The 24,339-nt window shown below is 64.3% G+C and carries 12 protein-coding genes; 4 read left to right on the top strand and 8 right to left on the bottom strand.

The window, feature by feature from the left end; genetic code table 11:
* The first annotated feature begins 215 nt into the window (after positions 1-215).
* The 3 genes from ACFORG_RS11170 to ACFORG_RS11160 all read left to right on the top strand — a co-directional run bounded on the left by ACFORG_RS11170 (position 216) and on the right by ACFORG_RS11160 (position 3,405).
* Positions 216-986: a sugar transferase gene (locus tag ACFORG_RS11170; protein WP_386735527.1), complete on the top strand. Its 771-nt coding sequence runs from the start codon at positions 216-218 to the stop codon at positions 984-986.
* 48 nt (positions 987-1,034) lie between these two features.
* Positions 1,035-1,988 carry a CpsD/CapB family tyrosine-protein kinase gene (locus tag ACFORG_RS11165; protein WP_386735526.1) on the top strand — a complete coding sequence of 318 codons (954 nt, stop codon included), beginning with the start codon at positions 1,035-1,037 and terminating at the stop codon, positions 1,986-1,988.
* A gap of 142 nt (positions 1,989-2,130) precedes the next feature.
* Positions 2,131-3,405, top strand: a complete 1,275-nt coding sequence (locus ACFORG_RS11160) for a DUF874 domain-containing protein (protein WP_386735525.1) — start codon at positions 2,131-2,133, stop codon at positions 3,403-3,405.
* Between the two features lie 4 nt (positions 3,406-3,409).
* Here ACFORG_RS11160 and ACFORG_RS11155 read toward each other — a convergent pair whose 3' ends face one another.
* The gene (locus ACFORG_RS11155) at positions 3,410-4,771 is read right to left on the bottom strand and encodes an oligosaccharide flippase family protein (RefSeq protein WP_386735523.1); all 1,362 of its coding nucleotides are present in this window, start codon (positions 4,769-4,771) and stop codon (positions 3,410-3,412) included.
* 210 nt (positions 4,772-4,981) lie between these two features.
* Here ACFORG_RS11155 and ACFORG_RS11150 point away from each other — a divergent pair, with 210 nt between their 5' ends.
* Positions 4,982-6,196, top strand: coding sequence for a glycosyltransferase (locus ACFORG_RS11150; protein ID WP_386735522.1), 1,215 nt, complete (start codon positions 4,982-4,984; stop codon positions 6,194-6,196).
* A gap of 15 nt (positions 6,197-6,211) precedes the next feature.
* Here ACFORG_RS11150 and ACFORG_RS11145 read toward each other — a convergent pair whose 3' ends face one another.
* The 7 genes from ACFORG_RS11145 to ACFORG_RS11115 form a co-directional block, all read right to left on the bottom strand.
* Positions 6,212-8,749: a hypothetical protein gene (locus ACFORG_RS11145; RefSeq protein ID WP_386735521.1), complete on the bottom strand. Its 2,538-nt coding sequence runs from the start codon at positions 8,747-8,749 to the stop codon at positions 6,212-6,214.
* Positions 8,746-9,702: a hypothetical protein gene (locus ACFORG_RS11140; RefSeq protein ID WP_386735520.1), complete on the bottom strand. Its 957-nt coding sequence runs from the start codon at positions 9,700-9,702 to the stop codon at positions 8,746-8,748. Before ACFORG_RS11140 ends, ACFORG_RS11145 begins: the two co-directional genes overlap by 4 nt.
* A gap of 41 nt (positions 9,703-9,743) precedes the next feature.
* Positions 9,744-10,415, bottom strand: coding sequence for a 4'-phosphopantetheinyl transferase family protein (locus ACFORG_RS11135; protein WP_386735519.1), 672 nt, complete (start codon positions 10,413-10,415; stop codon positions 9,744-9,746).
* On the bottom strand, positions 10,415-15,010 hold the full coding sequence (locus ACFORG_RS11130) for a MupA/Atu3671 family FMN-dependent luciferase-like monooxygenase (protein ID WP_386735518.1): 4,596 nt from the start codon (positions 15,008-15,010) through the stop codon (positions 10,415-10,417). Before ACFORG_RS11130 ends, ACFORG_RS11135 begins: the two co-directional genes overlap by 1 nt.
* A complete protein-coding gene (locus ACFORG_RS11125) occupies positions 15,007-16,017 on the bottom strand; it encodes a glycosyltransferase family 2 protein (protein ID WP_386735517.1) in 1,011 nt (336 codons plus the stop codon). The genes ACFORG_RS11130 and ACFORG_RS11125 overlap by 4 nt, the downstream gene beginning before the upstream one ends.
* Before the next feature lie 7 nt (positions 16,018-16,024).
* A complete protein-coding gene (locus tag ACFORG_RS11120) occupies positions 16,025-22,432 on the bottom strand; it encodes a type I polyketide synthase (protein ID WP_386735516.1) in 6,408 nt (2,135 codons plus the stop codon).
* 263 nt (positions 22,433-22,695) lie between these two features.
* Positions 22,696-24,159 (bottom strand): hypothetical protein, encoded by a 1,464-nt coding sequence (locus tag ACFORG_RS11115; RefSeq protein ID WP_386735515.1) that lies wholly within the window; start codon positions 24,157-24,159, stop codon positions 22,696-22,698.
* Positions 24,160-24,339 lie beyond the last annotated feature (180 nt).

Below are 24,339 nucleotides of genomic sequence, written 5' to 3'. Positions count from 1 at the left end.
TAAAATTGGTCCGGCCAGTGGTACGTTCAAACGTGGCAGAAACTTGGCGCCGTTAAGCCTTGATCCTGCCGCAGTTCGGGGTGCGATGTGGGGCCGCCCTGGGCATGTCACCACAGGCCGAGGGACAAAGTCTCTCGCCTGAATAGTCGAGTTCGATCTGCTGCACCGTCGCTGCTTTCGGTGCTGTCGGATGGTTTTGTCCCGGGGGGGATGACATGAAGGACCAAACGCCCAAGCTGGTACGTCCGGCTACGCCTCACGCATTTTCCGGCCTGCTGCATCTGTCGCACTGGCAATACGAGCAAGTCGCCGTGGTACCGGAGAGGAATACACTGCCGTATTTAGGGGAAGACGCTGCCGATACAATGGCAAGCAGCGGCTTCTATTCCGGCTTCGTCAAGCGGGTGCTGGACATTCTGTTCGTCATTCTGTCGCTGCCAGTAGCGCTGCCGATCATCCTGCTCTGCGCTCTTGCCCTTTACCTTGAAGGCGGGCGCCCGTTCTACACCCAGCCCCGCCTTGGCCGCGGTGGACGCAGGTTCTCGATCTACAAGCTGCGCACGATGATCACCAATGCCGACGAAACGCTGGAGCGAATCCTGCGCGAGGATCCCGTTCTGCGCGCCGAATGGGAAAGCACGCAAAAACTCAAGAATGATCCCAGGATCACACCTGTCGGAGACTTCCTGCGGAAGACCTCGCTCGACGAGCTGCCGCAGCTTTGGAACGTGTTGACCGGGGAAATGAGTATCGTGGGGCCGCGTCCGATGCTGCCGCAGCAGCTGCCGCTCTACAGAACGCCGGAAACCTATTTCAGTCTGCGACCGGGAATCACGGGGCTTTGGCAGGTGTCGGCACGCAACGAGAAAGGGTTCGGTTACCGCGCCGAGGTAGATGCGGAGTACCTGCATAAACTCAACTTGGGGACGGACCTGTCCATTCTGGTGCAAACAGTCGGTGTCGTGCTTCGGCAGACAGGCTATTGACAGCCGAGCTTTCGGCATCAGCGTAATAGGCAGGTCTGGAGCGACAATATGGCTTATCATGACACGACCCTCGTCCCGAGTATTGGGCATACCGTGCAGATGAAGAAACCGGAGAGTCCGGAGAATTCGACCAAGGTTCAGCGTCCGTTCCGGCGCCGCGCGGCGCTGGAGGCGGAATCGCGTCGCGATCTATTGGCACCCCGTGCGCCCGAAGAAAAGCGGGCCGAACCTGCAATCGAAACGCAGGACATTCGGCACATGACCGACGATCAGCCAGAAAAGATCCAGTTGCCCGCGACCCGGCCTGCCACCTGGGACCGGCTGCCGGTCGTCTCCCTGGGGATGCGCAAGCACCTGCTTGCCCGGTCGCCTCTTGTCAGTTTTTTCCGCGAAGACCCTGCCGCGAAGGCGTTCGATTTGTTGCGCACCCGTCTACTGCACGCGCTCAAGTCGCGCGGCTGGCGCCGTGTGGCCGTCGCGGCCCCGACCGCAGGCAGCGGAGCAACCTTTACCGCGGTCAACCTTGCGCTCAGCCTTGCGCGCGTGCCCGACAGCCGTACGTTGCTGGTCGATCTCAACTTGCGCGACCCGGGCATTGCGCCACTGCTTGGCCTGACGGATATCCCTGCCCGTACCCGAGAATTTCTCAAAGGCCATATCGGCGCCGACGAACACCTTGTCCGTTGCAGCGATACCCTTGCTCTGGGGCTCGCCGGTGAACCCGTGCGGGACGCGTCGGAACTCCTGCAGGCTCCCGCGTCCGAGATCGTACTGGACGAGATGATCGACGAACTGTCTCCTGACGTTGTTCTTTACGATCTGCCTGCGGTACTTCGTTCGGACGATCTGCAGGCCTTCCTGCCGAATGTGGATGCGGTGCTTCTGGTTGCCGATGCGACACGTACGACAGGCGAAGAGATCCGCGCCTGCGAGAAGGTGATCGGTGACGCGGCACCGCTTCTCGGGATCGTTCTCAACAGGGGGCGGGCAAAGGCGGCCTGAAATCGGCGTGATTTCACCTCCCCTCCTGCGGGACGTGCCTTAGTTTTGTCGACATGATATGCTTCTGTGCTCCGGTCGCGCTCGACGACCGGGGTGCGAAGCAATCCGGGCGATATCCGCCCGCCAATCGGAAAAGCGAGTTATGGGCTCACTGGCATCACTGGATGATTTCCTGCACATGTTGCGCCGACGTGCGTTGCTGATCGTATTGGTCAGTCTTATCGGCTGCATGCTGTCCTTGTTTTGGGCGTTGAGCCAACAGCACGAGTACGAAGCTTCCGAAGTGATCCAGATCGCCCAGCCGCGGATCGCCGACAACCTTGCCCGGACAACGGTCGAAGGGTCCTCTGCCCGACGGCTTCAGGCGATCCAGCATCGGCTGATGACGCGGGACTCGGTTCTCGAGACCATGGAAAAATACGGCCTTTATGCGAATTTGCCGGCGCTGACCACGCAGGAAAAGGTCGCCCGGTTCCGTCAATCCGTCCGCATCGACGGGGTTGCGGCTGCGCGCGACGGCATGGCCGATGACGGAACCATCTCCGTCCTGACAATCACGGCACGCATGCCGACCGCTCTGCTTGCCCAGCAGATCGCACATGAGTTCGGCCAGCGCACGGTGGAACTGAGCAAGCAGAACCGCATCGAGAACGCGCGTGAAACGCTTGCCTTTTTCGATGCACAGGAACAGTCGCTCCTGACCGAGATCGCGAGCGTCGAGGATGAAATCACCGATTTCCGGCGCAACAACAATCTCGTCCTGCCCAGCAGTCTGGAAGTGCGCCGGGAAGAAATCAGCAGCATCAACTCCGAGCTTCTGACCATCGCCCGCGAACGGATCGAATTGGAACGCGCCATAGACAAGGCCGGGCGCGACGAGCGTCCCGCGACCGCCGAACGCCTCAGGGGCGAGTACCGCGAACAATTGTCTGTCCTCGACGCTCAGGAGGCCTTGCTGGAGGATTACAAGCGCGAGATTGAAGCGCTGATTTCGACCAGCCCGCAGCTTGAACGGCAGCTTGGCGCCTATGAGCGCGAACTCGAACAGCTCCGGGCCGAGCTGGACCGCATCCATGCCAACCGTCTCGAGGCCGAGCTTGGGTTCCGCCTCGAAGCTGAACGCCAGTCCGAGCGCCTCATGGTCATCGAAGAGGCGGTCATACCGGATTATCCGGTGACCGAGAGCCGCAAGAAAAAAGCCGTGTTGGGCGGCGCGGCAAGTTTCTTCTTTGCGGTTGCGCTGGCCTTCCTGCTGGATCTGCGCAGCGGTGTCATTCGATCCGCGACCCAGATGGAAAGCGAACTGGGCATAGCGCCGGTGGTGACCGTGCCGATCCTTGATACCCGACCGCGGCGACGCTGGATCTTTTCCCGCCGGAGGCGCAGGGACGCGCTCGACAAACCTGCCGCCGGCTGACTCCTCAGAACGCTAGCAGCGCCGAGATCTTCTCGCCATGTATGCTCAGCACCAGTGCAGCGCCAGCCAAGGCGGCCGAACCTGCCAGTACATCGTGACGCGGATCCCAGACATTGTGCTTGCGCGCGACCCAGATGATCGCGGGATAGGTGGCAAGCGCCGCGATGGCGATCCCCATGATGCCGCCGACAAGGCCGAACATCTTTACGCCCGCCAGAATTGCCAGCGCCTGGCCCGTCGCGCGCAGCATGATGGTCACAAAGAAGCTGCGCCCGTCGCCCGCCGCCAAGGCGCCGGCGTCATATGTCATGAAAATCGCCTGCGGCAGGAACGCGGTGGCGATCAGCGCAACCATCGGCCCGGACATGAGGTAGCGGTCGTCGTAAAGCACTCCGACCAGGGCCGGTCCCACCAGCGCCATGATCAGTAACAGGCCGGCCGTTCCAACGGTTAGACCCGCCCGCAGAAGGCGCATCTTGCGCAGGTACGCACCCCCTTTGTCTTGGTCGGGGCGGTCGCGGTAAACGGGGATCATCACGCGTTGAAATACCGCATGCCCCAGCATCATCGGGAAGTTCCCGAGAAAGAAGCCGATATTGTACAGGCCAAGCACTTCAAGGCTGAGAAACTTACCCAGGATCGCGCGGTCGCCTTGGCTGAGCAGAAAGGTCATCCCGGTACTCAGAAAGATCCACTTGCCGAAGCGGATCAGCTCCTTTGCTGCCGCCGATTCCCAGCGCGGCCGATTTCGATGTCCGGGCAACAGGAAATGCATCAGCGCAAGCTTTGCCGCGGCCTGCACGACCCCGCCGAGGACCAGTGCCATCACCGATTGCAGAATGATCGCCGCGCCAATCATGAAAATGACGCCGATGACCTGCGCTGAAAGGTCCAGCACGATCAGCCGCCCGATCATCAGGTGCCGGTTGGCGGTCTCCATCCGGGTCGGATTGAAACCCGCCAAAAGCAGGGCGAGCGCCGCAATCGGCAGATATCGCGCCAGCTCGGGCTCTCCGTAGAAACTCGCGACAGGTCCCGCCACGGCACATGCAAGCCCGTACAGGATGAAGCCGCGCAGCACCTGCAAGGTCCATGCCGTATCAAGAAAATCGGGCTCGTCGCCGCGCTTGTTCTGAATGATCGATGTGCCGATCCCGATATCCGAGAACAATTGCATACCGACGACGACCAGTCCCACAAGGGTCATCATGCCAAAGGCCTCGGGAAACAGAAGCCTTGTCAGCACGAGGTTCGAGGCAAGGCGCAGCGCCTGGCTCAGCCCATAGCCCAGCATTACCCATGACGCGCTGCGCAGCACGCGCGACATCAGGCTGCTACCTTGAAATGCGGAAAGGATTCGGTTCATCACTGGTCTCAGGCCGGACGCCCCGCCGTCCGAGGGGCAGGCTAGGCAGCGCGGCTACAAGGGTCAATCGGCCAGCCCCGTCGCCTGTTTCGTTGTGGCGCAGGGTACACAAAACCAAGGGCAATGGCCCCTCGCCAAGCGTCCGCCTTTCCTCGTCACCCCGTGCGCGTTACCTCTGGACCGACCGCTCCGTGAAACAAGGCCTTGCTGGTGAAACTCGCCTATATCCTCAATACCTATCCTCTGCCTTCGCACAGCTTTATCCGGCGTGAGATGCAGGCGCTGGAGCGGCAGGGATTCACGATCACGCGGCTTGCCATGCGGCGTCCCGATACGGATCTGGTCGATAGTCGCGACAGGGACGAGGCGGAGCGCGTCGAATACGTACTGGATCAGAGGGCATTGCGCCTCTTGGCCGGGCTTGTTCCGCACGCGCTCTCGCCACGGTTCTGGCGTGCTGCCGCGTTGGCATGGCGATGCGGCACCCGCTCCGAGGTGGGTCGGGTCCGTCACCTCATCTACCTGGCCGAGGCTGCACGGGTCGCCCGGCGTTGCACCGAAGAGGGGGTTCAACACCTTCATGCCCATTTCGGCACCAACTCCACGGCCGTCGCAATGCTGGCGCATGCGCTGGGGGGGCCGACATATTCCTTTACCGTGCACGGACCAGAAGAGTTCGATGCCCCGCGCGCCCTGTCGCTGAACGACAAGATTGATCGCGCCGCGTTTGCGGTCGGCGTCAGCGAGTTCGGGCGCAGCCAGCTGCGCAGATGGGCGTCCTTCGACAATTGGGACAAGCTGAAGGTGGTGCATTGCGGTGTGGAACCCGCCGCCTTTGATGCGCCACAGGATCCGCCCACCAGCCCTCTTCGCCTTGTCTCCATTGGACGCTTCGTCGAGCAGAAAGGTCAAATGATCCTGATCGAAGCCTTGGCCCGACTTCGCGACCGCTTGCCCGAACTGCACCTTGCGCTGGTCGGTGACGGCGAAATGCGGCCCGACCTCGAGCGCGCGATCGACTCTCACGGGTTGCGGGGCATGGTGACCCTCACCGGATGGCTCGACCAGGAGGGTGTGCGCGCGCAACTTGATGCCGCAAATGCGCTCGTCATGCCCAGCTTTGCCGAAGGGCTCCCCATGGTCGTGATGGAGGCGATGGCCGCCGCCCGTCCGGTGATTGCAACCTACATCGCCGGGACACCCGAGCTTGTGCAGCAGGGTAAAACCGGCTGGCTTGTTCCGGCAGGCGATGCCGATGCTCTGGCCGAGGTCATTGCAAGCGCCGCGGCGACACCCCGCGAAACACTGCTGACAATGGGTGAGGCCGGGCGCGAACGGGTGCGCGCCCGGCATGATATCGACACAGAGGCGACGAAGCTTGCCGGATACTTCCACGCGGCAGCAAGCGCATCATCGAGCGATTGAGCAGAAAGCGGACCCTCACCGGTATCCGATCAGCGCATCCCAGCGCGGATTGTCATCTGACAAGTGCCGCAGATGCCCCCAGCTTCCCCATTTGTTCGGGCGGTAGACGTCGAGAAAGGCATTGAACAGCTTGCCACCTGCCGCATGCCAGCCCGCGATCATCTCGCGGTAAAGCTCCCCCATCTCGGCGCTGTAGTTGAGATGGTGAAAGAACTCCATCAGTTCCACGTCATCGACCAGAACGGCAGAGGCCGTCACATGCGTGCCGCCTTCGTACATGATCAGGTCCAGACCATGGCGTTCGGCGACCTCGGCGTGATGGGGGAACAACGTCTCGAAACTGGCCAGCAACGTGTCCGCCGGATCGCCCGAGACGGCACCGTCGCGGATTTCGGCCCAGGCCTGTGCAGACGCCAGATCATAGCGATGCGCCTGAACGAATGTGTCCCGCGCAGCACCCGTCAGCCCCCGTTCCTCGGCAGCTGCACGCGCGGCTGCGAGGCTGTCATCCAACCATCGACGGACCATGGGCGCGCGGTCTTCCCAGCCAAGAGTGCCGCCGAAATAGCCGGTCACGGCATAGGCGTCGAAATGCGTGGCCGGGATCGCGCGACCGTTCTCCTCGGCGACCCACTCGGGCGCCAGCAATATCGCGTCCTCCAGCCCGATCCAGCCGGTTTGCGTCGCGACAACGCGAACCAACCGTTCATCCGCCGCCGCGCCAAACACCTCGGTCCAGATCCGTGACATCTCGACTGCGCGCTTGGCGTAGTACTGAACCCAAGTATATTCTTTTTCCCACCGCGCCTTGGCCTGCTCCTCGGCCCACTGCGCCTGCGGGAACTGCCAGTTCCAGACCTCGTTCGAATACTCGACATAGGCTTTCTGCTCGACCCACAGGGTATCTCGCACGATCTCGGCAAAGCGCTGCATGTACTCGTCGGTTGCAAGGTGGGGCATGTTGAACCACCCGTCCGCGCCAGTGCGGTTGAGAAGTTCGACCATCACCTCGACCGGAACACCGTTGCGGCCCCAGGTGTAATCTCCGGGCTTGGGCCGGTCCCGCCACTCGGATTGGGTCGAGCCGTTCGTCTGCATCCAGTTCATGAAGCGATAGACATCGAACCCCATCACATGGTCGATCCAGATCGGGTTGAAGACCGCGCCGGCCTCGTAGATGGCAAGGTTCTCTTCCTTGATCACACGGATGTTGCGCACGTAATCGCCGCCAAGATCGGTGCGCTGGATTCGAATATCCACCGATCCATCGCCGGGGGCAAAGTCGAACGACACCTGCTGGTTTCCATAGCGCACGTTCCTTGCGCGACCGGTCACCTCGACGATGCCCTTCCCGTCAAAGCTCAGAACGTAACGACCGGCGGCCGAGCTAGCGTCTTCGGGCAGGTCCGTCAGGATCACCGTCCCGATCGAGCCAAGCTCGGGTGGGATGGCCTGCGGCCAGCCGTTTTCGTCGAGATAGCCCGCCTGATCCAGTTCCGCGTGCGAGACGCCGCCCCATTCGCCGGGCAGGTGACCCACCCATTCGCGGGCGGTCTTGAACACGTCCACGAAAGGCTGTTGCGCCGACCAGTCATTCACCCCGGCCAACCCGATGGCCAGCGGCACGGGGCCTTCGGGAATGGGCGGGGGATCGAACCCCGGCTGCGCCCGAGTGGCGATGCTCTCGAAGCTGTCCGTGCTGGTTGCCGCCGTTTGGGCCGCGGCCTGTTCAGCCGCGGGTGCCGGGGCCGGGGGTGCCGTTTCGCGATAAGCGTCCACCGCGGCCCACGCGATGCGCTGCAAGGCCTGCGCCTGTGCGGGGTTGGGCGCCGCGTATCGTCCGCCCCAGCGGTCCTGCAGGCGTCGGGGCAACCCCTCGGGGCTCTCGCCCGTAACGGTCGCATATTGAACCATCGTCAGAAAGTAGAAGCCCAGATCGTTGGGATGGATATCGTCCGAGAACAGGGCGTCGATGCCCCGGATCCCCGGCACCGATCCTGCACGGATCTCGCCGGCCAGCAAGGCAAGGGCCTGGGCCGCCGGGATCAGCCGCATCGGCTCGGCCCCGTGGGGGCGTTGGGCGTTCACGCTGTCCAGAACGCCGTGCCAGGTGTCGAGATCCTGCTTGATCCGCTCAAGCCAGGGTATGTCGTCGCGATCGTCATACGGAATATCGACACCGCTGCCCGAGCGCATGTCGTGCCAGACCTCCTGCAGGAACACCCGTGCCCGAGGGTTCGCCCGCACGGCAAGGTCATAGTACCGCTTGGCATTTTCCGCAGTACCGCTATGGGCGATGTGGTTGTGCAACGGTACCGCCTCCGTCAGGATCACCGTGTCGAACCGCCCGGTCGGCAGAGTTGTACGCGCATTCGTACCCTCGGCATCGGCGCCGTGCTCCCATTGCCAGCTCAGTGGCGCGCCGTTGATGATCTGCGCCTCGACCGTCACGCCGCGATCAGCCAGAACCTGCGCCATCATCTGCGGATTGGTCGGCCCGAACAGGCTGTGCCCGATAAAGAAGATACCGGTGATGGTCGCAAGCCAGCTCATTGTGCAACCCCTGTCATCGGGTCCGAGGTGACGGTTTCCCACACCACCTCCTGCATCAGGCGCGCGGCCTCGGGTGTCGGTGGGTCGGCGGGGCTGCCATCCGCACGGGTCAGGCGATAGGGCAGGCCCACGGGCGAGCGCTGGTAGAGAACCGCGAAATGGGTCAGCGCGACAAGATACTTTCCAAGGTCGCCAAGGTGGATCTTGTCCGGGCGTCCTTGGTCATCGACGCCGAACAGCGCCTCGGGGCCGGGGATGCCATCGACCCCGCCGCGGGCCTCGATCTCTGCCATCAGCCGGGCCATGACCGTTCCGGCCGGAATCATGTGGGCCGGTCGCTCAGGGTGGCGGGCAAGATCGGGCAGCAAGATGGCGTTCTCCCAATAAGGCGCGCGGTCACCTTCCAGACGGTTCGTCCATCCCGCCGGGTCATCGACCCAATGCCATGTTTCATAGAGGTAGACCCGGACCTCTGGGCCGGCTTCGCGGGCAAGGTCGGCCCAGCGCCCGAAATAGGTGGTGCTGTCATGGTACCGGATGGCGTCCTTGATCTCGACCATCTCGGTCAACACCACCGCGTCATAGGCGCCCGAGCCGACCGCCTCGCGCGCATCCGCCCAGTCGCCTTGATCCCGCACCGTTTCAAGCCCCATGATCTCGATCTCGGGGTCCCAATGGGTGCGCAATGGCGTCCCCCATCCGACCTGGCTGGCATAGGCGTGATCCTCAAACCCCGCCGCCTGTGCGAGCTGTTGCAGCATGAACGGAATGTCCGGCCCCACCAACGAATGGCCTAGGTGAAACACCCGAAGCGCCTCGGCGGGCGGCGGAAGCGGGGTGGCATAGGCTGCGCTTACGGTCTCGGCATCCGGGACGCGCGGACGCAGCCAGAACCACCAAACCGCCGTCGCAATGACGAGTGCAAGGCCCAAGGCCAAGAGAAGGACGCGCATGGGTCTAACTCCCTGAAACTCCCAGTTAGGATGTGATGCGATCATGCCGGTTCGGCAACCGCCGTCAGGATGAAACCATGCCCGATGACGAGTTTTCCGTCTATTCGTCTGCCGCTGGCGAACCCGGGAACGTCACGCCGGAACTCTGCCGCGAAAGCGCCGCCTGCGAGATCCGGCATCACGTGCAAAGTATCGAACCCGAACAGGGTGCGGCTGCGCGTATATTGCGCTTTGTAGACCGCCTCCTTGGCCGAAAAGATGACCTTTGCCGCAAGACCGGGCTGGGTCTGTTCGGCAAGCCAGTCGCGTTCGGTTTCGGTGCAGATCTCGCGGACCAGATCCTCGTCAAGCGGCTGGTCCGGTTCGAGATCGAGCCCCAGCATCGCAACTTCCCCCTCCCAGGCAGCAACGGCAAGGCAGGCCACGTCGGTATGGGTGATCGATCCCACCAGGCCCGGTGGCCAGATGGGTGCCCTGTCATCGCCCACGGGTACCGCCATCGCCGGTGCACCGAGGTCGCGCAGCGCCAGACGCGCGGCCATGCGGCCCGCCGCGAACTCCCTTCGGCGCTTGTCGACCGCGCCGCCAAGCGCCGCGATCTCTTCGGGATAGACATCATAGGCTCTGCGCGGGTCGGTCGAGGCGAGGGCTATCCGGCTGTCGAAAAGCGGGGCCGCCAGCATGAGGGCCAGCTCGGCCTCGGCCCCGTTCATCAGGTTCGTTCCCGCCGGTTCGCCCGCATCGCCCGCCGCTTGGACATGGTTTCGGACCTCTCCGGAGCATCGACCTTGGGGGTGTCCTCCTGCGGGCTTTCGCCATCCGAAAGGTGCGCGGCCAGCCCGGCCAGTGTCGGAAACCGGAAAATATCCGTGATCGACAGGCGCGGCGCATCCAGCGCGGTGCGGATCTCGCGATGCGCCTGAACCGCCAACAGGGAATGACCGCCAAGGGCAAAGAAGTTGTCCTGCGGGCCAACCGCCCCAACGCCCAGGATCCGTGACCAGATCGCGGCGATCTCGGCTTCGACACCGCCCTTGGGCGCAGCAGTGGGTTCCGCCTTCTCGAACCGTGCCGGCATCGGTTCAGGCAATGCCTTGCGGTCGATCTTCTTGTTCGGGGTCAGCGGAAAGGCATCGAGGGTGACGATATGCGCCGGCACCATAGCCTCGGGCAACTGCGCCGCAAGATGCGCACGAAGGGCCGCGTCCGAAACCGGGCCTTGCGTGGTGACGTAACCCACCAGCCGCAGATCGCCCGGCGTCATCTCACGTGCGACCACCACCGCGCCGCTTACGCCGGGAAAGCCCACCATCGCGGTCTCGATCTCGCCCAGTTCAATCCGTTGGCCCCGAATCTTGACCTGGTGATCGGTGCGGCCAAGGAAATCCAGCCGACCGTCAGGCCGCCAGCGCACCAGGTCGCCCGTTCGGTACATCATGGGCGCGGCGGTGACCGTCAATCCGGCTTCGGCAGCAAAAGGGTCGGGAACGAAGCGTTCGGCCGTCAGCGCCTCGCGCTTCCAGTATCCGCGCGTGACGCCTTCGCCACCGATGAACAATTCTCCGGGAACGCCGATCGGGCACGGAGCCCCGGCCTGGTCCAGCACGTAAACGGCGGTATTGGCGATTGGCGTGCCCACGTCGACCGTTCCGCGTGCGCCCGCGGGCACCTCGGCACAGGTCGACCAGATCGTCGTTTCGGTCGGGCCGTACATGTTGAGTACCCGCGCGCCGGTACATTCGCGCAGATCCTCGACCAGTTCGCCGGGCAGTGCTTCGCCTCCCAGCAGCAATGTCTGAACACGGCCAAGCGCCATACGGGCCTCGTCGTTCATCGCGATCATCCGCGCCATCGAGGGGGTGCATTGCAGATGCGTCACCCCGTGCCGAATGATCTGCGCCGCGAGCGAGAAATCGTCCGCCGCCAGTGAAGAGGGCGCATTGACCCGCGCCAGCACCTCGGCAAGCGGTTTCAGCCCCTCGAGGACCTGAACGGGATCGATGCCATAGTCGATCAGGCAGGCCACCTCATCCACGCCTATCCGCTTGAGTGCCTCAACCCGCGCGATACCATCCTCGACGGTCCCGAACAGGCCGGACTCCTCGAAGTAGCGCTCGAAGGCGAAATCGAGGATCGCCTCAAGCTCCTCGCCCGACAGGCTGCCAAGGTCCATTTCGAACGGGTTACTGACGCCCTTGGGTTTCTTGAAGGCCGGAAAGGCCCAGGCATATTGCTTAATCAGTCCGGCTGCCGAGCGCAGGTAATCCTTCATCGGCTCGCGGGCGATCCGCCGCGCGTCCTCACGCGTGTCGGCAAGATAACTGTGCAGCATCAGCGTCACCCGGAAATCGGCCGGATCATGCCCCGCTTCGCGCAGTGCCGCATGGTAGATGCGGATCTTTTCTCCGACTTCGGCGATGGACTGGCCCAGAAGATGGGTCAACACGTTCGCGCCCACGCGCCCCGCCTCGCGCCAGGTTTCGGGGTTGCCCGCGGTGGTGACCCAGACATCCAACTCTTTCGAGACAGGCCGCGGTTGTGTCACCACCTCGTGGATCGAGCCGTCGGCACGGGCAAATCCCACCGCCTCGCCGCGCCACAGCTTGCGCACCGTTTCGATCGCCTCGAACATGGCGGGCTTGTTGTTGGGCGGGGCGTTCTCGGGCCGGAGCACGAAGTCGTCTGGCTGCCAGCCCGACGCGAAACCTATCCCTGTGCGCCCACCGGTCAGGTTGTCGATCACCGCCCAATCCTCGGCGATGCGGGCGGGATGGTGCAGGGGCGCCACGCAACTGCCTGCACGCACCGACAGGTTGGGCGCGACTGCGGCGACCGCCGCGCCGGTGACCGCCGGGTTCGGATAGGGGCCGCCGAAGGCGTGAAAATGGCGCTCGGGCGTCCAGACCGCGTTGAACCCGTTTGCCGCCGCGAATTTCGCCCCTTCCAAGAGCAACTCGTATTTCTTGGGTCCCGGTCCGTCGTCATTGCCCCAATACATCAGGTTGAAATCGATGGGCCGGTCGGAAATGGCGATAGGGCCCTTCGACACCTCAGCCCGGTTCTCGCCCGAGGACAACACAACCTTGAAGCCTCGCGCCAGTGTCCAGAAGATCTCGAGCACCGAGATGTCGAAATTCAGGCTGGTCACCGCCAGCCAGACACCGCCGCCCGCATGGTCGATCCGGTCGTCCATCCCGGCAAAGAAGTTGGCGACGTTGCGATGCTCGACCATCACGCCCTTGGGCGTGCCCGTCGAGCCGGAGGTGTAGATGACGTAGGCCAGATCATCCGCCGTAGCGCCGCTGTCGGTGTCCTGCGCCGCCGGGTCGGTGGCGATCGTGTCGATGGCCACGATGTCGGCATTCCCGTCCGGCAGGTCCTTTGCCATCGCGCTATGCGTCAGGATCACCGCCGCCTCGCTGTCGGCGATGTAATGCGCGATGCGGTCGGCGGGATAGGCCGGATCAAGCGGAACGTAGGCTCCCCCCGCCTTGAGAATGGCCAGCGCGCCGGTGATCAACTCGATCGACCGGTCGATGTACAACCCGACATGCGCGCCGGGACCGACACCCATGGCCCGCAAACGCTCGGCGACGCTGTTGGCCCGCGTGTTGAGATCAGCATAGCTCAACTCTTCGCCCTCAAAGACCAGCGCGGTGCTGTCTGGTGACTTGGCCGCCTGCGCCTCGAACGCCTCATGGATCATCTGACCACGATCATAATCACGCGCCGAGCGGTTCCACTCGGCCACGGTCTGGCCCCGTTCCGAGGCCGGCAACGCATCGATCTCCTGCACCGTCGCGCTCACCCCGGCCGAGGCGACCGATTGCAGGACGCATTCAAGCCTGCGGGCAAGGATTTCGGCCGTGCGGTCATCGATCAATCCGTCGCGCAGGTGCAGGGTGGCAGCGCCATCCTTCACGGCCAAGGTGACGATGGCGTCTTCAACCGGCCCCGATCCGTCCATCGCCAGCGCGACGGGTGGCGTGCCCTCCAGCGTGACCGAAGGATCGCGCGCGATCAGGTCCCACGCAAAGCTCCCCGCGCTCTGCAACCGCGCTTCGGCAGTTTTCAGTGTTTCACCCAGCTCGTGCAAGCTGTTCGACAGCGCGACCTGCACTGGCACCCACGGGGCGGTGTAGCCCGTTTTGGCTTCCGCTTGCAGGGCAGGCGTCGTCAGGGCCACGTCGCCATGTTCCTCTCCGCTGCCGCGCAACGCCCAGACCAGTGCCGCCGCGCGCAGCGCATCCGCATCCAGACCGTAGGGAACCGAGATCCGTTGCGCAGACCAACCGCCCGGAGCGCCGCGCAGAGCCAACGGAACCGGCAGCGGGCGGCACGCCTTCAATGCGCGCCGCCAGGCCGGTTCGCCCTTGGCGATACGTGCTTGCAGGCTATCCAGCGCCTTGGTTTCCTCGGCATCGATACCGGGCAGCCGGGTATCAGGTGCCGGCATCGCGGCGGGTGCGCCACCCAGATCCGTCAGCCCCGTCAGGCGCAGATCGCCATCACCCGTGGCCACGACCATCGTATCGCCTTCGACTGCGATCACCGTACCGGGCAACGCGCCCGACCGTCCGGCGACCTCGGCGCCCGACACGCGCAAGGGGCCGTGGCCGGTATCCACCTTGGCGCAGGCCAACGGGTTCCAGTAGCCGCCAAAATCCAGCGCCCGGACCTGCCGGGCCAGAGTGCCCGCAGGCTTGTGCAGGTCGAGACGGGCAAACCCCTCGGGCCGGTCGTCCCGCGCGAAATAGCTACGCTGGCCCAGATCCTGCGCCTGTCGTTGCAACCCGGTCTCCAGCTGCTCCATGACTGCCGGGAAACTGTCCATCGCCGCGGCATAACACTTGGAGTTCAGCGAGAATGCCGTCTCATCGTCCGCGATCTCGACCATCTTTTGCGCAAGGATATCGCCCTCGTCGATCCCGCCCTCGATCATGTGCCATGTCACGCCATGCTGCGCCTCGCCCGCCAGTAACGCCCAGACGGGAGTGTTCAGACCTGCATAGCGGGGCAGGGGACCGTCGTGGAAATTCACGGCTCCCCGCGCCGGAAGGGCCAGAACGCTCTCGGGGATGACCGAAAGGTTCGCGATGGACAGCAGCCAGTCGAACCCGCCCGGCGCGAATTGCGCGGACAGGTCGGCGATGCGCGCGCTGGTCGGAATAGCCTTGGCGCGCGCCCATGACCGGATTTCATCATCCGGCGACACCACGGCACGGATCTCGTGCCCGGCGTCCAAAAGCGCCTCGCCGCAGCCGACAAGAAGCGACTCCTGACCGATCAATACACAGGAAAAACTCATCTTCGGTCCTCCGTCAGAGGGGTAAGTTCGGATCGCGCCGCAGACCGTCGAGGGCGAAACAGGGCGCCAAGCGAATGGCGCGCCATATCCCGCCAATGCCGGTCGGGATCGACCTGCGGTTTGTTTCCGACAAGCCGCCGCAGGCGCCACAACACGCCACCGCCCAGGGCCGCAATCGTGGCCATCGCCGCGTAGCCGCGCCCATGATGCTTGGCGAGGTAGTAAAGCCGCGAGTCGAAGAAATAGCCGGGCGTTCGCGACCACGTCTTCATCCCGGTGCTGGCCGAACCGATATGCACCACGCGGCTTGCCGGCAGGTAATAGGTGCTCCACCCGGCCTGCAAGGCACGGCGGCACAGGTCGGTTTCTTCGTAATAGAGGAAAAACGTCTCGTCGAACCCGCCCGTGGCGTCGATCACCTCGGCGCGGATCATCAGGCTTGCCCCGGCGGTCCAATCCACGCGGATCGTGTCCCGCGGGACGGGAAAGGCCACGATGCTGTCCTCGAACAGGCGCGAGATCACCCCGATCCGGGCATTCGCCTCGAACTCCCCCGCGATGGAGGGAAAGCGGAACGCGGTGCGATGCGGCTCTCCATCCGGGCCGCGAAGCGCGCTGCCCACCAGCCCGGCCTTGGGCTTGGACAGCAGGAAGTCGCGCAGGGCGCGAATGGCCCCCGGATCCGGCTTGGCGTCGGAGTTGAGCAGGTAGAAAAATCCCGGCCGGGTGCCGTCGGACAACCCGGCCGCCATGCCGAAATTCATGCCCGCGCCGAACCCGCCGTTGCGCCCGCTCTGCAGCACACGTACCAGCCCGCTCTCGGCCCAGCCACGCGCCTGCACCTCTTCGCAAAGCAGATCGAAGGAGCCGTCGCCCGAACCGTTGTCGACGATCACGATCTCGCCGCCGAGCGCGCGCATCTCCTCAATCGCCGAGGCGCAGGCCTCCACAGTCATCTCGGGTGTGCGGTAGTTCAGCAGAACCGCAAGGATGGGCGCCCTATCCATATCCGTCCTACTCTGCCGCCCGGCGGATCGGGGGCGAGGGGTCGACCTCCTCCAGCACCGATTTCAGATGCTCCGCCAGTACCGACACATTTGGCACAAGAACCATGCTGTCGTGATCCCCCGGCACCTCGATCACGCGCAGGTCCGGCACCCACGCGCTCCACTGGTTGTCCTCAAACACATACTCGCGTTCGCGCGAAACCCAGTTGCCGCCGCTGACCTGCCAGTACCGGTCAAGGGGGGGCCTGAACAGGACGAGCTTTCCGTTCCATGGTTGCAGGCGATAGCTGCCGACAGCGGCGCGGAACGCCGCTTCGATCCGTTCATTGTTAAAGGCCGCGACACCGTTGTCGGGACGCGGCGCGCGGCGTTTCTCCATTTCCCACGCGACGCGGGCTTTGGCCCATTCGGCAAGGTAGCCGGGCCCCTTGCGCCGGAATTCCTGCATCTTGATCAGGGCCTTGTCCTGCCGCGACAGGTCCGGTCGCACCGGCAAGGGCGTGTCGAGCATGACCACGACCCCGACCGTCTCGCCCGCTTCCTCCAACTGCCGGGCCATCTCGTAGGCGACGATCCCGCCGCCCGAGAATCCACCCAGCAGGTAGGGCCCTTCGGGCTGCACTTGACGCATCTCCGCGATGTAATCCGTAGCGGCGGCATCCACCCGGTCATGCGGTGCCTCGTCGCCGATCAGCCCCCGTGCCTGCAACCCATAGACGGTGCGTTCCCGGCCCAGCATCAACGCCAGATGGCGCAGGTTCAGAACATTGCCGAACATTCCCGCAACGATAAAGAACGGCGTCGCCCCACTGTCGCGCGCCTCGTGCAATGGCACGACATGGCGCAGGGTGGGGGCATCCTCTTCGGGCGGCGCGTCGTCTCGCGGACCGATCCGCGCCTCGATCCGTTCGGCGATGCGCGCCACGCTCGGCGCCTCGAACAGCAGCGAGATCGGAAATTCCGTTCCAAAGCGTCGCTTGATCTGCGCAAACAGGCGCACGGCAATCAGCGAATGCCCGCCAAGGTCAAAGAAGCTGTCCTCGGCACCCACCTGGCTTACGCCCAGCAGCGTTTCGAAAAAGCCAGCAAGCTCCGTCTCGATCTCGCCCTGCGGCGCAACATAATCGGTATCCAGTTGCGGCCGGTCAAAGCTCTGGCCGCCAGTCTCCTGTTGCGCCACGGCCCGGTCCGCCTGGGTGATCAGCGCAGGCAGGTCCATCGAGCTGACGAGGATCTGGCTCTTGCCTGCGTTGAGCGCGCGGCGCAGCGCCTCGGCCCCTTCCTCGGCACGGATACCTTGGCCGATATTGTGGTGCAGGCGCTGTTCCTCGGGTGACAGCGGCGCATCGCGGCCAGTAGCGACAAGGCCCAGTTCGGTGGCATCTGCGTCAGCGGGCTCTTGTGCAGGGCGCGTTAGAACCTCGTTCGTGCGCTGCATCTGAAACCCCTCGACCTCGAGGAGGACCGCACCCTCGGCATCGGTGAGTGTCACGTCGAACGATACGAACCCGTCGATCGGTACCGCACCGTCGCTCAGCCGCACCCAGGATCGCACCTCGCCCGGCAAGGGTGCATGCACGCGGATCTCGCGGTACGAGACAGGAACCCAAAGCGCCGCGCGGTCATAACCCGGCGCAAGAGAGATTGCCCAACCGGTCGCAAGGTCCAGAAGGCCGGGATGCAGCAGATAGCCCACCGACGGATCGCCGCGATACGCCTCGGGCAAGGACAGCCGCGCCAATCCCTCGCCTTCTGCCACTGCGGTTTGCCGGGTGACCTGCCAGCGAGGCCCGAATTGCAGGTGCGCCTCCTGCGGCGACCGGATCGCAGCGCCGGGGACCGCGTGCTCGACAGTCCCGCATCGCGCCGCTATAGCGGCTAGGTCAACCGGGGCCGCAGTATCACCGCCCGCTTCCAAAACCGCTTGCGCGTTGAGGATGTACCCCCCCTCGACAGCGGCATGTACCGAAAACGCGAACCCGCCGCGCACCGGCTCCAGCCGCGTCACGACTTCGCGCGGGGCGGCACCGGTCCAAAGCGGGCGGAAGAAATACAGATCGCGGATCGTGAACGGCCCCTCGATCCCATGCGCGCGCAGCGCCTCTGCCGCCAGTTCGATATAGCCGGTACCGGGCATCAGCGCCTCGCCCGAGGCGGTGCGATGCTGGTCCAGAACCCAGCTGTCCTCGGTTCGCAGCGTGGTGACAAAGATCCGGTTGCCCTCGGCATCGAACCCGGCCTCGTCCAGCAGCGGGGCATCGACCGGAGCCCGTTCGCTGGGACGGTTGCCGCCCAACCGGGCGGCCATCGCCTCGGCGGCCATCCCGGCATCGGCCCAAACGCCCCAGTTCACGGCCACGACCCGGGTTGCCGCATTCACCCGCGATTTCGCCCAAGCATTGAGATACTCGTTCGCCGCGATGTAATCGACCTGTCCCGCCGGCCGTGTGGCCGTGCTTGAAGAGCTGAACAGGACCATGACCTCGACCATGCCATCGGGAAAGACCTGGTCCAGCACCTGCAACCCAGTGATCTTGGGGGCCAGAACCTGACCCATCTCGGCATCGGTGCGCGTCATGATCGGCCCGTCATCGACCCGCCCGGCGGCGTGGATCACCCCGGTGATGGCGCCAAAGGCGTCTTCGGCCTGCGCCACCGCCGCGCGCATCTGTTCGATATTGCAGACATCCGCCGCCACGCTCATCACCCGGCCCGACGCGGTAGCCTCCAGCGCCTGAAGGGCGCGGATGCGCTGGGCCGCGCGATCATGCGGCGCATGGGTTGCAAGGTAGTGCTCCCAATTGTCCCGCTCGGGCAGCGGCGCCCGTCCAAGCAGCACCACGTTTGCGCCATGCCGTTCCATCAGGTCACGCGCCACGACCTGGCCGATCCCGCCAAAACCCCCGGTAATCAGGTAAGTCCCACCATCGCGGAACACTGGCGCGTCCTCGGTCAGATCGGCCGGCTTCCAGCTCTGGCCAAACCGCTTTTCACCGCGCCATGCGGCGATGATGTTGCCGGGTTCGGACATTAGTTCTTCCAGCAGGCGCGGTGTCATCCGATCGGTGCTGTCCGCCGCCCGACCAAAGAGCGACCGGCCACTTCGTTCGGGCAATTCGATGTCGATCCAGCCACAGGTCATGCCGGGCATCTCGCGCGGCATCACCCCGACCGGCCCCGCGATGCAGGCTTTCTCGGGATAGGGCAGGGCTTCGTCCCGAACCTGCGCTGCGCCGGTGGTGAACACCTCGAGATGCACGCGATCCGGCATTTCGACATTGCCCATCGCCTGCGCCATATGGGTCAGGCTCAGCAGACCATGCGCCATGTTGCGGTCAAAGAAACTGTCGCCGGGGCGAAAAGTCTCGCGATCCGTCACCAGCCAGAAATGCCCGATCCGGTCGGGCAGGCGGCCCTCTTCGGCGAGATCGTGAAACAGCTGGTCATAGCCGTGCCGCCCCTGTTCGGGGGCTAGCGCATATTGCCCCGGCCCATGTTTCGCGAAAGTGTCGCCGGATCGTACCCGGCTGACCATGTGCCCGGCATCCTCCAGCCGCGCGATGACAGGCGCGGCGATACCTGCGTCGTCTTCGAAGATCAGCCAGCGATACGGGCCGGCCTGCGCCAGTTCCGTCTCGACGTCGATGTCGCACTCGGCCAGCCGAGGACGCCACGCCTGGCGCCAGCCCCATTTCGTGATGTCGGCGTTCCGCACCGGCCCGCTCGACGCGGTTGCTTGCACGGGCTGGCCGGGTTCGATGAAATAGCGGCTGCGCTGGAACGCGTAGGTCGGCAACGGCAGGCGGTTGCGCCGGGCCTCTCCCCAGATCTGCGGCCAGTCCGCCTCGACCCCCAGCGCCCACAGCCGACCGATGACGCCAAGGAAATAGGCGTCGTCGGCAATCTTCTGCTGCGGGTGGCGAAGCGAGCTCAGCACCTGGTTCGGTGAGACCTGCGTGCTCATCTGCGCCAGCGTGCTCAACGCCTTGCCCGGCCCGACCTCAAGAAATACGCGACCGGGATTCGACGCCAGACCCTCGATGCAATCGGCAAACAGAACCGTGTTGCGCAGCTGTTCGGTCCAGTAATCCGGGCTTGTGGCCTGCGCGGCGGTCAGTTCCCCACCGGTGCGGTTCGACATCACAGGGATCTGCGGCGGCTTCAGGTCCAGCCCGCGCAGGAAGCCGCGAAAACCATCGAGTATCGGGTCCAGCATGCGCGAATGCGCCGCGATATCTATCTGTACGCGCTGGAATTCCACCTCGCGCTGCGTCAGCTCGTCGGCCAGCCGGTCCAGCGCCTCTTGTGGTCCCGACACGGCGGTCAGGCGCGGGGCATTCACGCTGGCAATGTCCAGCTCTTCGCCCTTCAAGGCCTCGACCTCGGCCAGCGGCAGAGAGATCGACAGCATGCCGCCCGCAGGAACCGTGTCGAACAGCCGCCCGCGCAGCAGGACAAGATCGATGCAGTCTTCGAAGCCCATCACACCGGCAAGGCAGGCGGCGGTGTTCTCGCCCATCGAATGGCCGACCAACGCGGCAGGGCGCACGCCCCAACTCATCCACAGCTGCGCCAGCGCATATTCCACGATCATGATCAGCGGCAACTGAACCGACGGTTTCTGCAACTGCCGGTCGGCGTCCTCGGCGTCATCCTCCGGCAGCCAGATCGCCCGGATGTCGTAATCCAGCTGCTTTTGCAGGTGATCCAGGCCGCGATCCATCCAGTCGGCAAAGACGGGCTCGGTCTCGTACAGGTCGCGCGCCATGCCGGCATATTGCGCGCCACCGCCGGGGAACATGAAAATCGTCTCGGGCGTGCCGTCCAGCGCGTCATGGCTGAAGACGCGGCGCGGATCGCCTTCTTCCAGCAGGGCGGCGGCTTCCTCGGGCGTCTCGGCGACCAGAACGCGGCGCTTCTCGAACGCGTGGCGGCCTTCCTTCAGCGTATAGGCCACATCGGCCAGGTCAGCATCGGGCGTGTCGCGCAGCCACGCCGCCAGCGCCTTGGCATTGCCGTCGAGCGCAGCACGGGACCGGGCCGACAAGCACAGGATCTGGAACGGGAAATCGCTTTCTTCCGAGGCCGCGCGCTCGGGCGCTTCTTCGAGGATGGCATGCGCATTCGTGCCCCCAACGCCAAGCGAGTTCACGGCCCCCCGCCGCGGTCCCGCGTGCGACACCCATTCCTTCAGGCGGTCGTTGACGCGGAACGGGCTGGTCTCGAAATCGATCGCGGGGTTCGGCGCTTCATACCCCAGCGATGGCGGGATCTGGCGATGATGCAGCGCCATGGCTGTCTTGACCACGCTGGCCACGCCCGCCGCCGTATCGAGATGGCCGATATTCGTCTTGACCGACCCGACGCCGCAATAACCCACGTCACCCGTTTGCGCGCGATAGGCCTCGGTCAGCGCCGAGATCTCGATCGGATCGCCCAGGTAGGTGCCGGTGCCGTGGCATTCCACGTAATCTACCGTCTCGGCCGATACGCCCGCCGCAGCCAGCGCCTTGGTCACCGCCGCGGCCTGCCCATCGACCGACGGCGCGAGATAGCCCGCCTTGGCCGCCCCGTCATTGTTGATCGCCGAGCCCTTGAGGACTGCCCAGATGTGATCGCCATCGGCAATCGCATCCTCCAGCCGCCGCAGCGCGACCGCCCCAGCGCCCGAACCGAAAACCGTACCCTGCGCCCGATGATCGAAGGCGTGGCAATGGCCGTCCGGCGACAGGATCTCGTTTTCCTTGAACAGATAGCCGCGCCCTTGCGGCAATTCGATGGTCACGCCGCCCGCCAGCGCCATGTCGCATTCGCCGTCGCGCAGGGCCTGCGCCGCGTAATGGATCGCCACCAGCGAGGTCGAGCACGCCGTCTGCATGTTCACCGACGGCCCGTTCAGATCAAAGACATGGCTGACCCGTGTCGACAGGAAATCCTTGTCATTGCCCGTGTGGCGCAACAGGAACATGCCCGTATCCTCGACAAGGCCGGGATTCGAACAGATGTTGAAATAGAAATAGCTTCCCATGCCGCACCCGGCATAGACGCCGACCCGCCCGTCCAGGCTGCGCGGCGGATGGCCGGATTGCTCCATCGCCTCCCACGCCACTTCCAGGAACTTGCGGTGCTGCGGGTCGAGGATCGCGGCCTCTTTCGGGCTGAAGCCAAAGAACTCGGCGTCGAACATGTCGAACCCGTCCAACGGCGCGGCAGCGCGCACGTAATCGGGATGCGACAAAAGCTCGGGCGATTCACCCGCTTCCAGCAATTCTTCTTCGCTCAGGGGACGGATGGATTCGAGGCCTGCGCGCAGATTGTCCCAGAATTGCGCGGCGGATCCCGCACCCGGCACACAGACTGACATGCCGACGATCGCGATGTCGCCGCTGCGGTTCTCGATGTCCCGTGTTCCCATCAGCCTGACCAAACGATTCCCTGTTCGTTCACATCAGCCCGCCACCTTGGTCACCATAGAAGACTTGCAGGCAAGCTGACACATTCAAGTTTTATTCATCGGCAGCGGCACGCCACAACGTCCTGTTTCCGTTTCGAAAACGGCAACCAACGCCATCGTCGCTTGCTGCAGCTTTTGCAATAATACGCGCTTTGCCGGATCATTGTGACCATTTTGAGGACGATGGGTGAAGGGGGCGTGGCCGTAATGCCGACAAGTGTCTCCTATAAAACCGTGCGCGGTCGGTCGCGCGGGGCACGTTGCCCAATGATCGGGCCGCTTCCGAACAGCGGTTTCGGTCCTTCCGCCCTGGCCGGTCGCGCCAGCCTTTCGACATATCCCAGCACCGCGCCTGCACAGATCCAGGTGATGTTTTCCAGCGTCGCGTTCAGCAGCATGTCGATCAGCGTTGCCGCAAGAACAAGCGCGATTGGCGTCACGAAGGCCGAGATGTCGTCGGATTTCATCCTGCGCACCTGCCAGAACAACAAGAAGATCGGCAGGCACAGCAGGCCGATCTGACCGATGTAGCCAAGCCAGCCATAGGTGCCGAACACGATGATCCACGACCCGTCCACGATCGAGGTAGACCGCCCTGTATCCTCGTCGATCAGCAGGTTGCGGCCCCATCCGCCCCACCCGAACAAGGGCTTTTCGGCGGCACGCTCCAGCAGGCCCTCTTCCTGCGAAAACCGAAAGGCCAGCGACTCGGCTCGGTCGACACTGATCGCCTCGGCCTGGTCCAGAACGCTATCCAGCGGGATCATGTGGAGGTTTCGCATCATCGGGTAGGTGATCGCGAAAAGCGCCAGCAACGTGGCGACAAGGATCTGCGGCCTGCGCGGCAGAACCAGGATCACCGCGCTCAGCAGCGTACCCCAGACCAACGCGGCAAGGCTCTTGCAGGCAATGAGCACGAGGTAAAGATAGACAGTGGCACCGGTCCATCGCAGGCGGTCCCGCCCCGTCTCGCTGCGCGACAGTCCCGCCGCCGCCATCAGTGCCGAGGCCATGAACAACGCCAGCCACAGACCATGTTCCAGAAAGACGATCGGACGATAGCCGCTGCCCCGGATCATCTGGCCGAAATCGTGTTGGAAAAAGCCGTAGACCCAGATGTTGAGCACGGGCGCGATCACCGTCTCCAGAAGCGACGGCACCGAGTAGATCAGGCCGGCCAGCCCCATCGCGATAAGCGTCTCGCGCATTCCCTTCTCGGTCGACAGGAACTGCCGGGCCAGAAAGAAAGGAAGCAGCATGATGATCTGCCCCAGCATCAGCGAGAGCGTATCGCGCAGGCCCATGCCCGGAATGATCCGCGTATACAGGTGAATGGGTCCCATCCCGCCCCAGCGCTCATAGAACAGCGGCTCGCGGTTGGTTATGACGGTGGGCACCACGCACAGCAGAAGAAGGGCAAGGAAAATACGCGCCGACCACAGCCGCGGCCACAGCTCGACCCTCTCGCGCGCGATGAACATGCAACACAGCACCGCACAGACCGCGGCGATGGAATCCTTGTTCATCGAGGGCACGAGCGGCAGATCGAACTCCGCCACCGGCGGCAACAACATGTAGCCGCCAAGGATCGTCCACAGGATCGCCCGTTCCAGCGGCAGACGCAGGAACAGGATCACGCTGACGAATGGCCAGGCCATCAGCATCAGATAGGCGATCGGGTTGGGCATGGCTCTTGGGTTCGGTTTCCTTGTTCGGCGCGCAGCATAGCATCCGCGCGGGTCCGTGTCTGCGCTAGCAGCCGAATGCGGCGTCGGAATGGCGCAACGAAAGCGATGTCGCGTCAGGGGTGGCGATAGCGCCGCACTGTCGCTATGCAGGAAGGTGAGGGGGCCAAGAGCCCGAGGGCA

The sequence above is a fragment of the Lutimaribacter marinistellae genome, assembly GCF_042648365.1.
GTDB lineage: Bacteria > Pseudomonadota > Alphaproteobacteria > Rhodobacterales > Rhodobacteraceae > Lutimaribacter_A > Lutimaribacter_A marinistellae.
The sequence above is the reverse complement of the archived record's forward strand: the minus strand, read 5'-3'. Positions and strand labels throughout refer to the sequence as shown.

Bases quoted from the DNA above. Each gene is read 5' to 3' on its own strand.
- ACFORG_RS11170 (WP_386735527.1), top strand. From the start codon at position 216: ATGAAGGACCAAACGCCCAAGCTGGTACGTCCGGCTACGCCTCACGCA.
- ACFORG_RS11165 (WP_386735526.1), top strand. From the start codon at position 1,035: ATGGCTTATCATGACACGACCCTCGTCCCGAGTATTGGGCATACCGTG.
- ACFORG_RS11160 (WP_386735525.1), top strand. From the start codon at position 2,131: ATGGGCTCACTGGCATCACTGGATGATTTCCTGCACATGTTGCGCCGA.
- ACFORG_RS11155 (WP_386735523.1), bottom strand. From the start codon at position 4,771: ATGAACCGAATCCTTTCCGCATTTCAAGGTAGCAGCCTGATGTCGCGC.
- ACFORG_RS11145 (WP_386735521.1), bottom strand. From the start codon at position 8,749: ATGAGCTGGCTTGCGACCATCACCGGTATCTTCTTTATCGGGCACAGC.
- ACFORG_RS11140 (WP_386735520.1), bottom strand. From the start codon at position 9,702: ATGCGCGTCCTTCTCTTGGCCTTGGGCCTTGCACTCGTCATTGCGACG.
- ACFORG_RS11135 (WP_386735519.1), bottom strand. From the start codon at position 10,415: ATGAACGGGGCCGAGGCCGAGCTGGCCCTCATGCTGGCGGCCCCGCTT.
- ACFORG_RS11130 (WP_386735518.1), bottom strand. From the start codon at position 15,010: ATGAGTTTTTCCTGTGTATTGATCGGTCAGGAGTCGCTTCTTGTCGGC.
- ACFORG_RS11125 (WP_386735517.1), bottom strand. From the start codon at position 16,017: ATGGATAGGGCGCCCATCCTTGCGGTTCTGCTGAACTACCGCACACCC.
- ACFORG_RS11120 (WP_386735516.1), bottom strand. From the start codon at position 22,432: ATGGGAACACGGGACATCGAGAACCGCAGCGGCGACATCGCGATCGTC.
- ACFORG_RS11115 (WP_386735515.1), bottom strand. From the start codon at position 24,159: ATGCCCAACCCGATCGCCTATCTGATGCTGATGGCCTGGCCATTCGTC.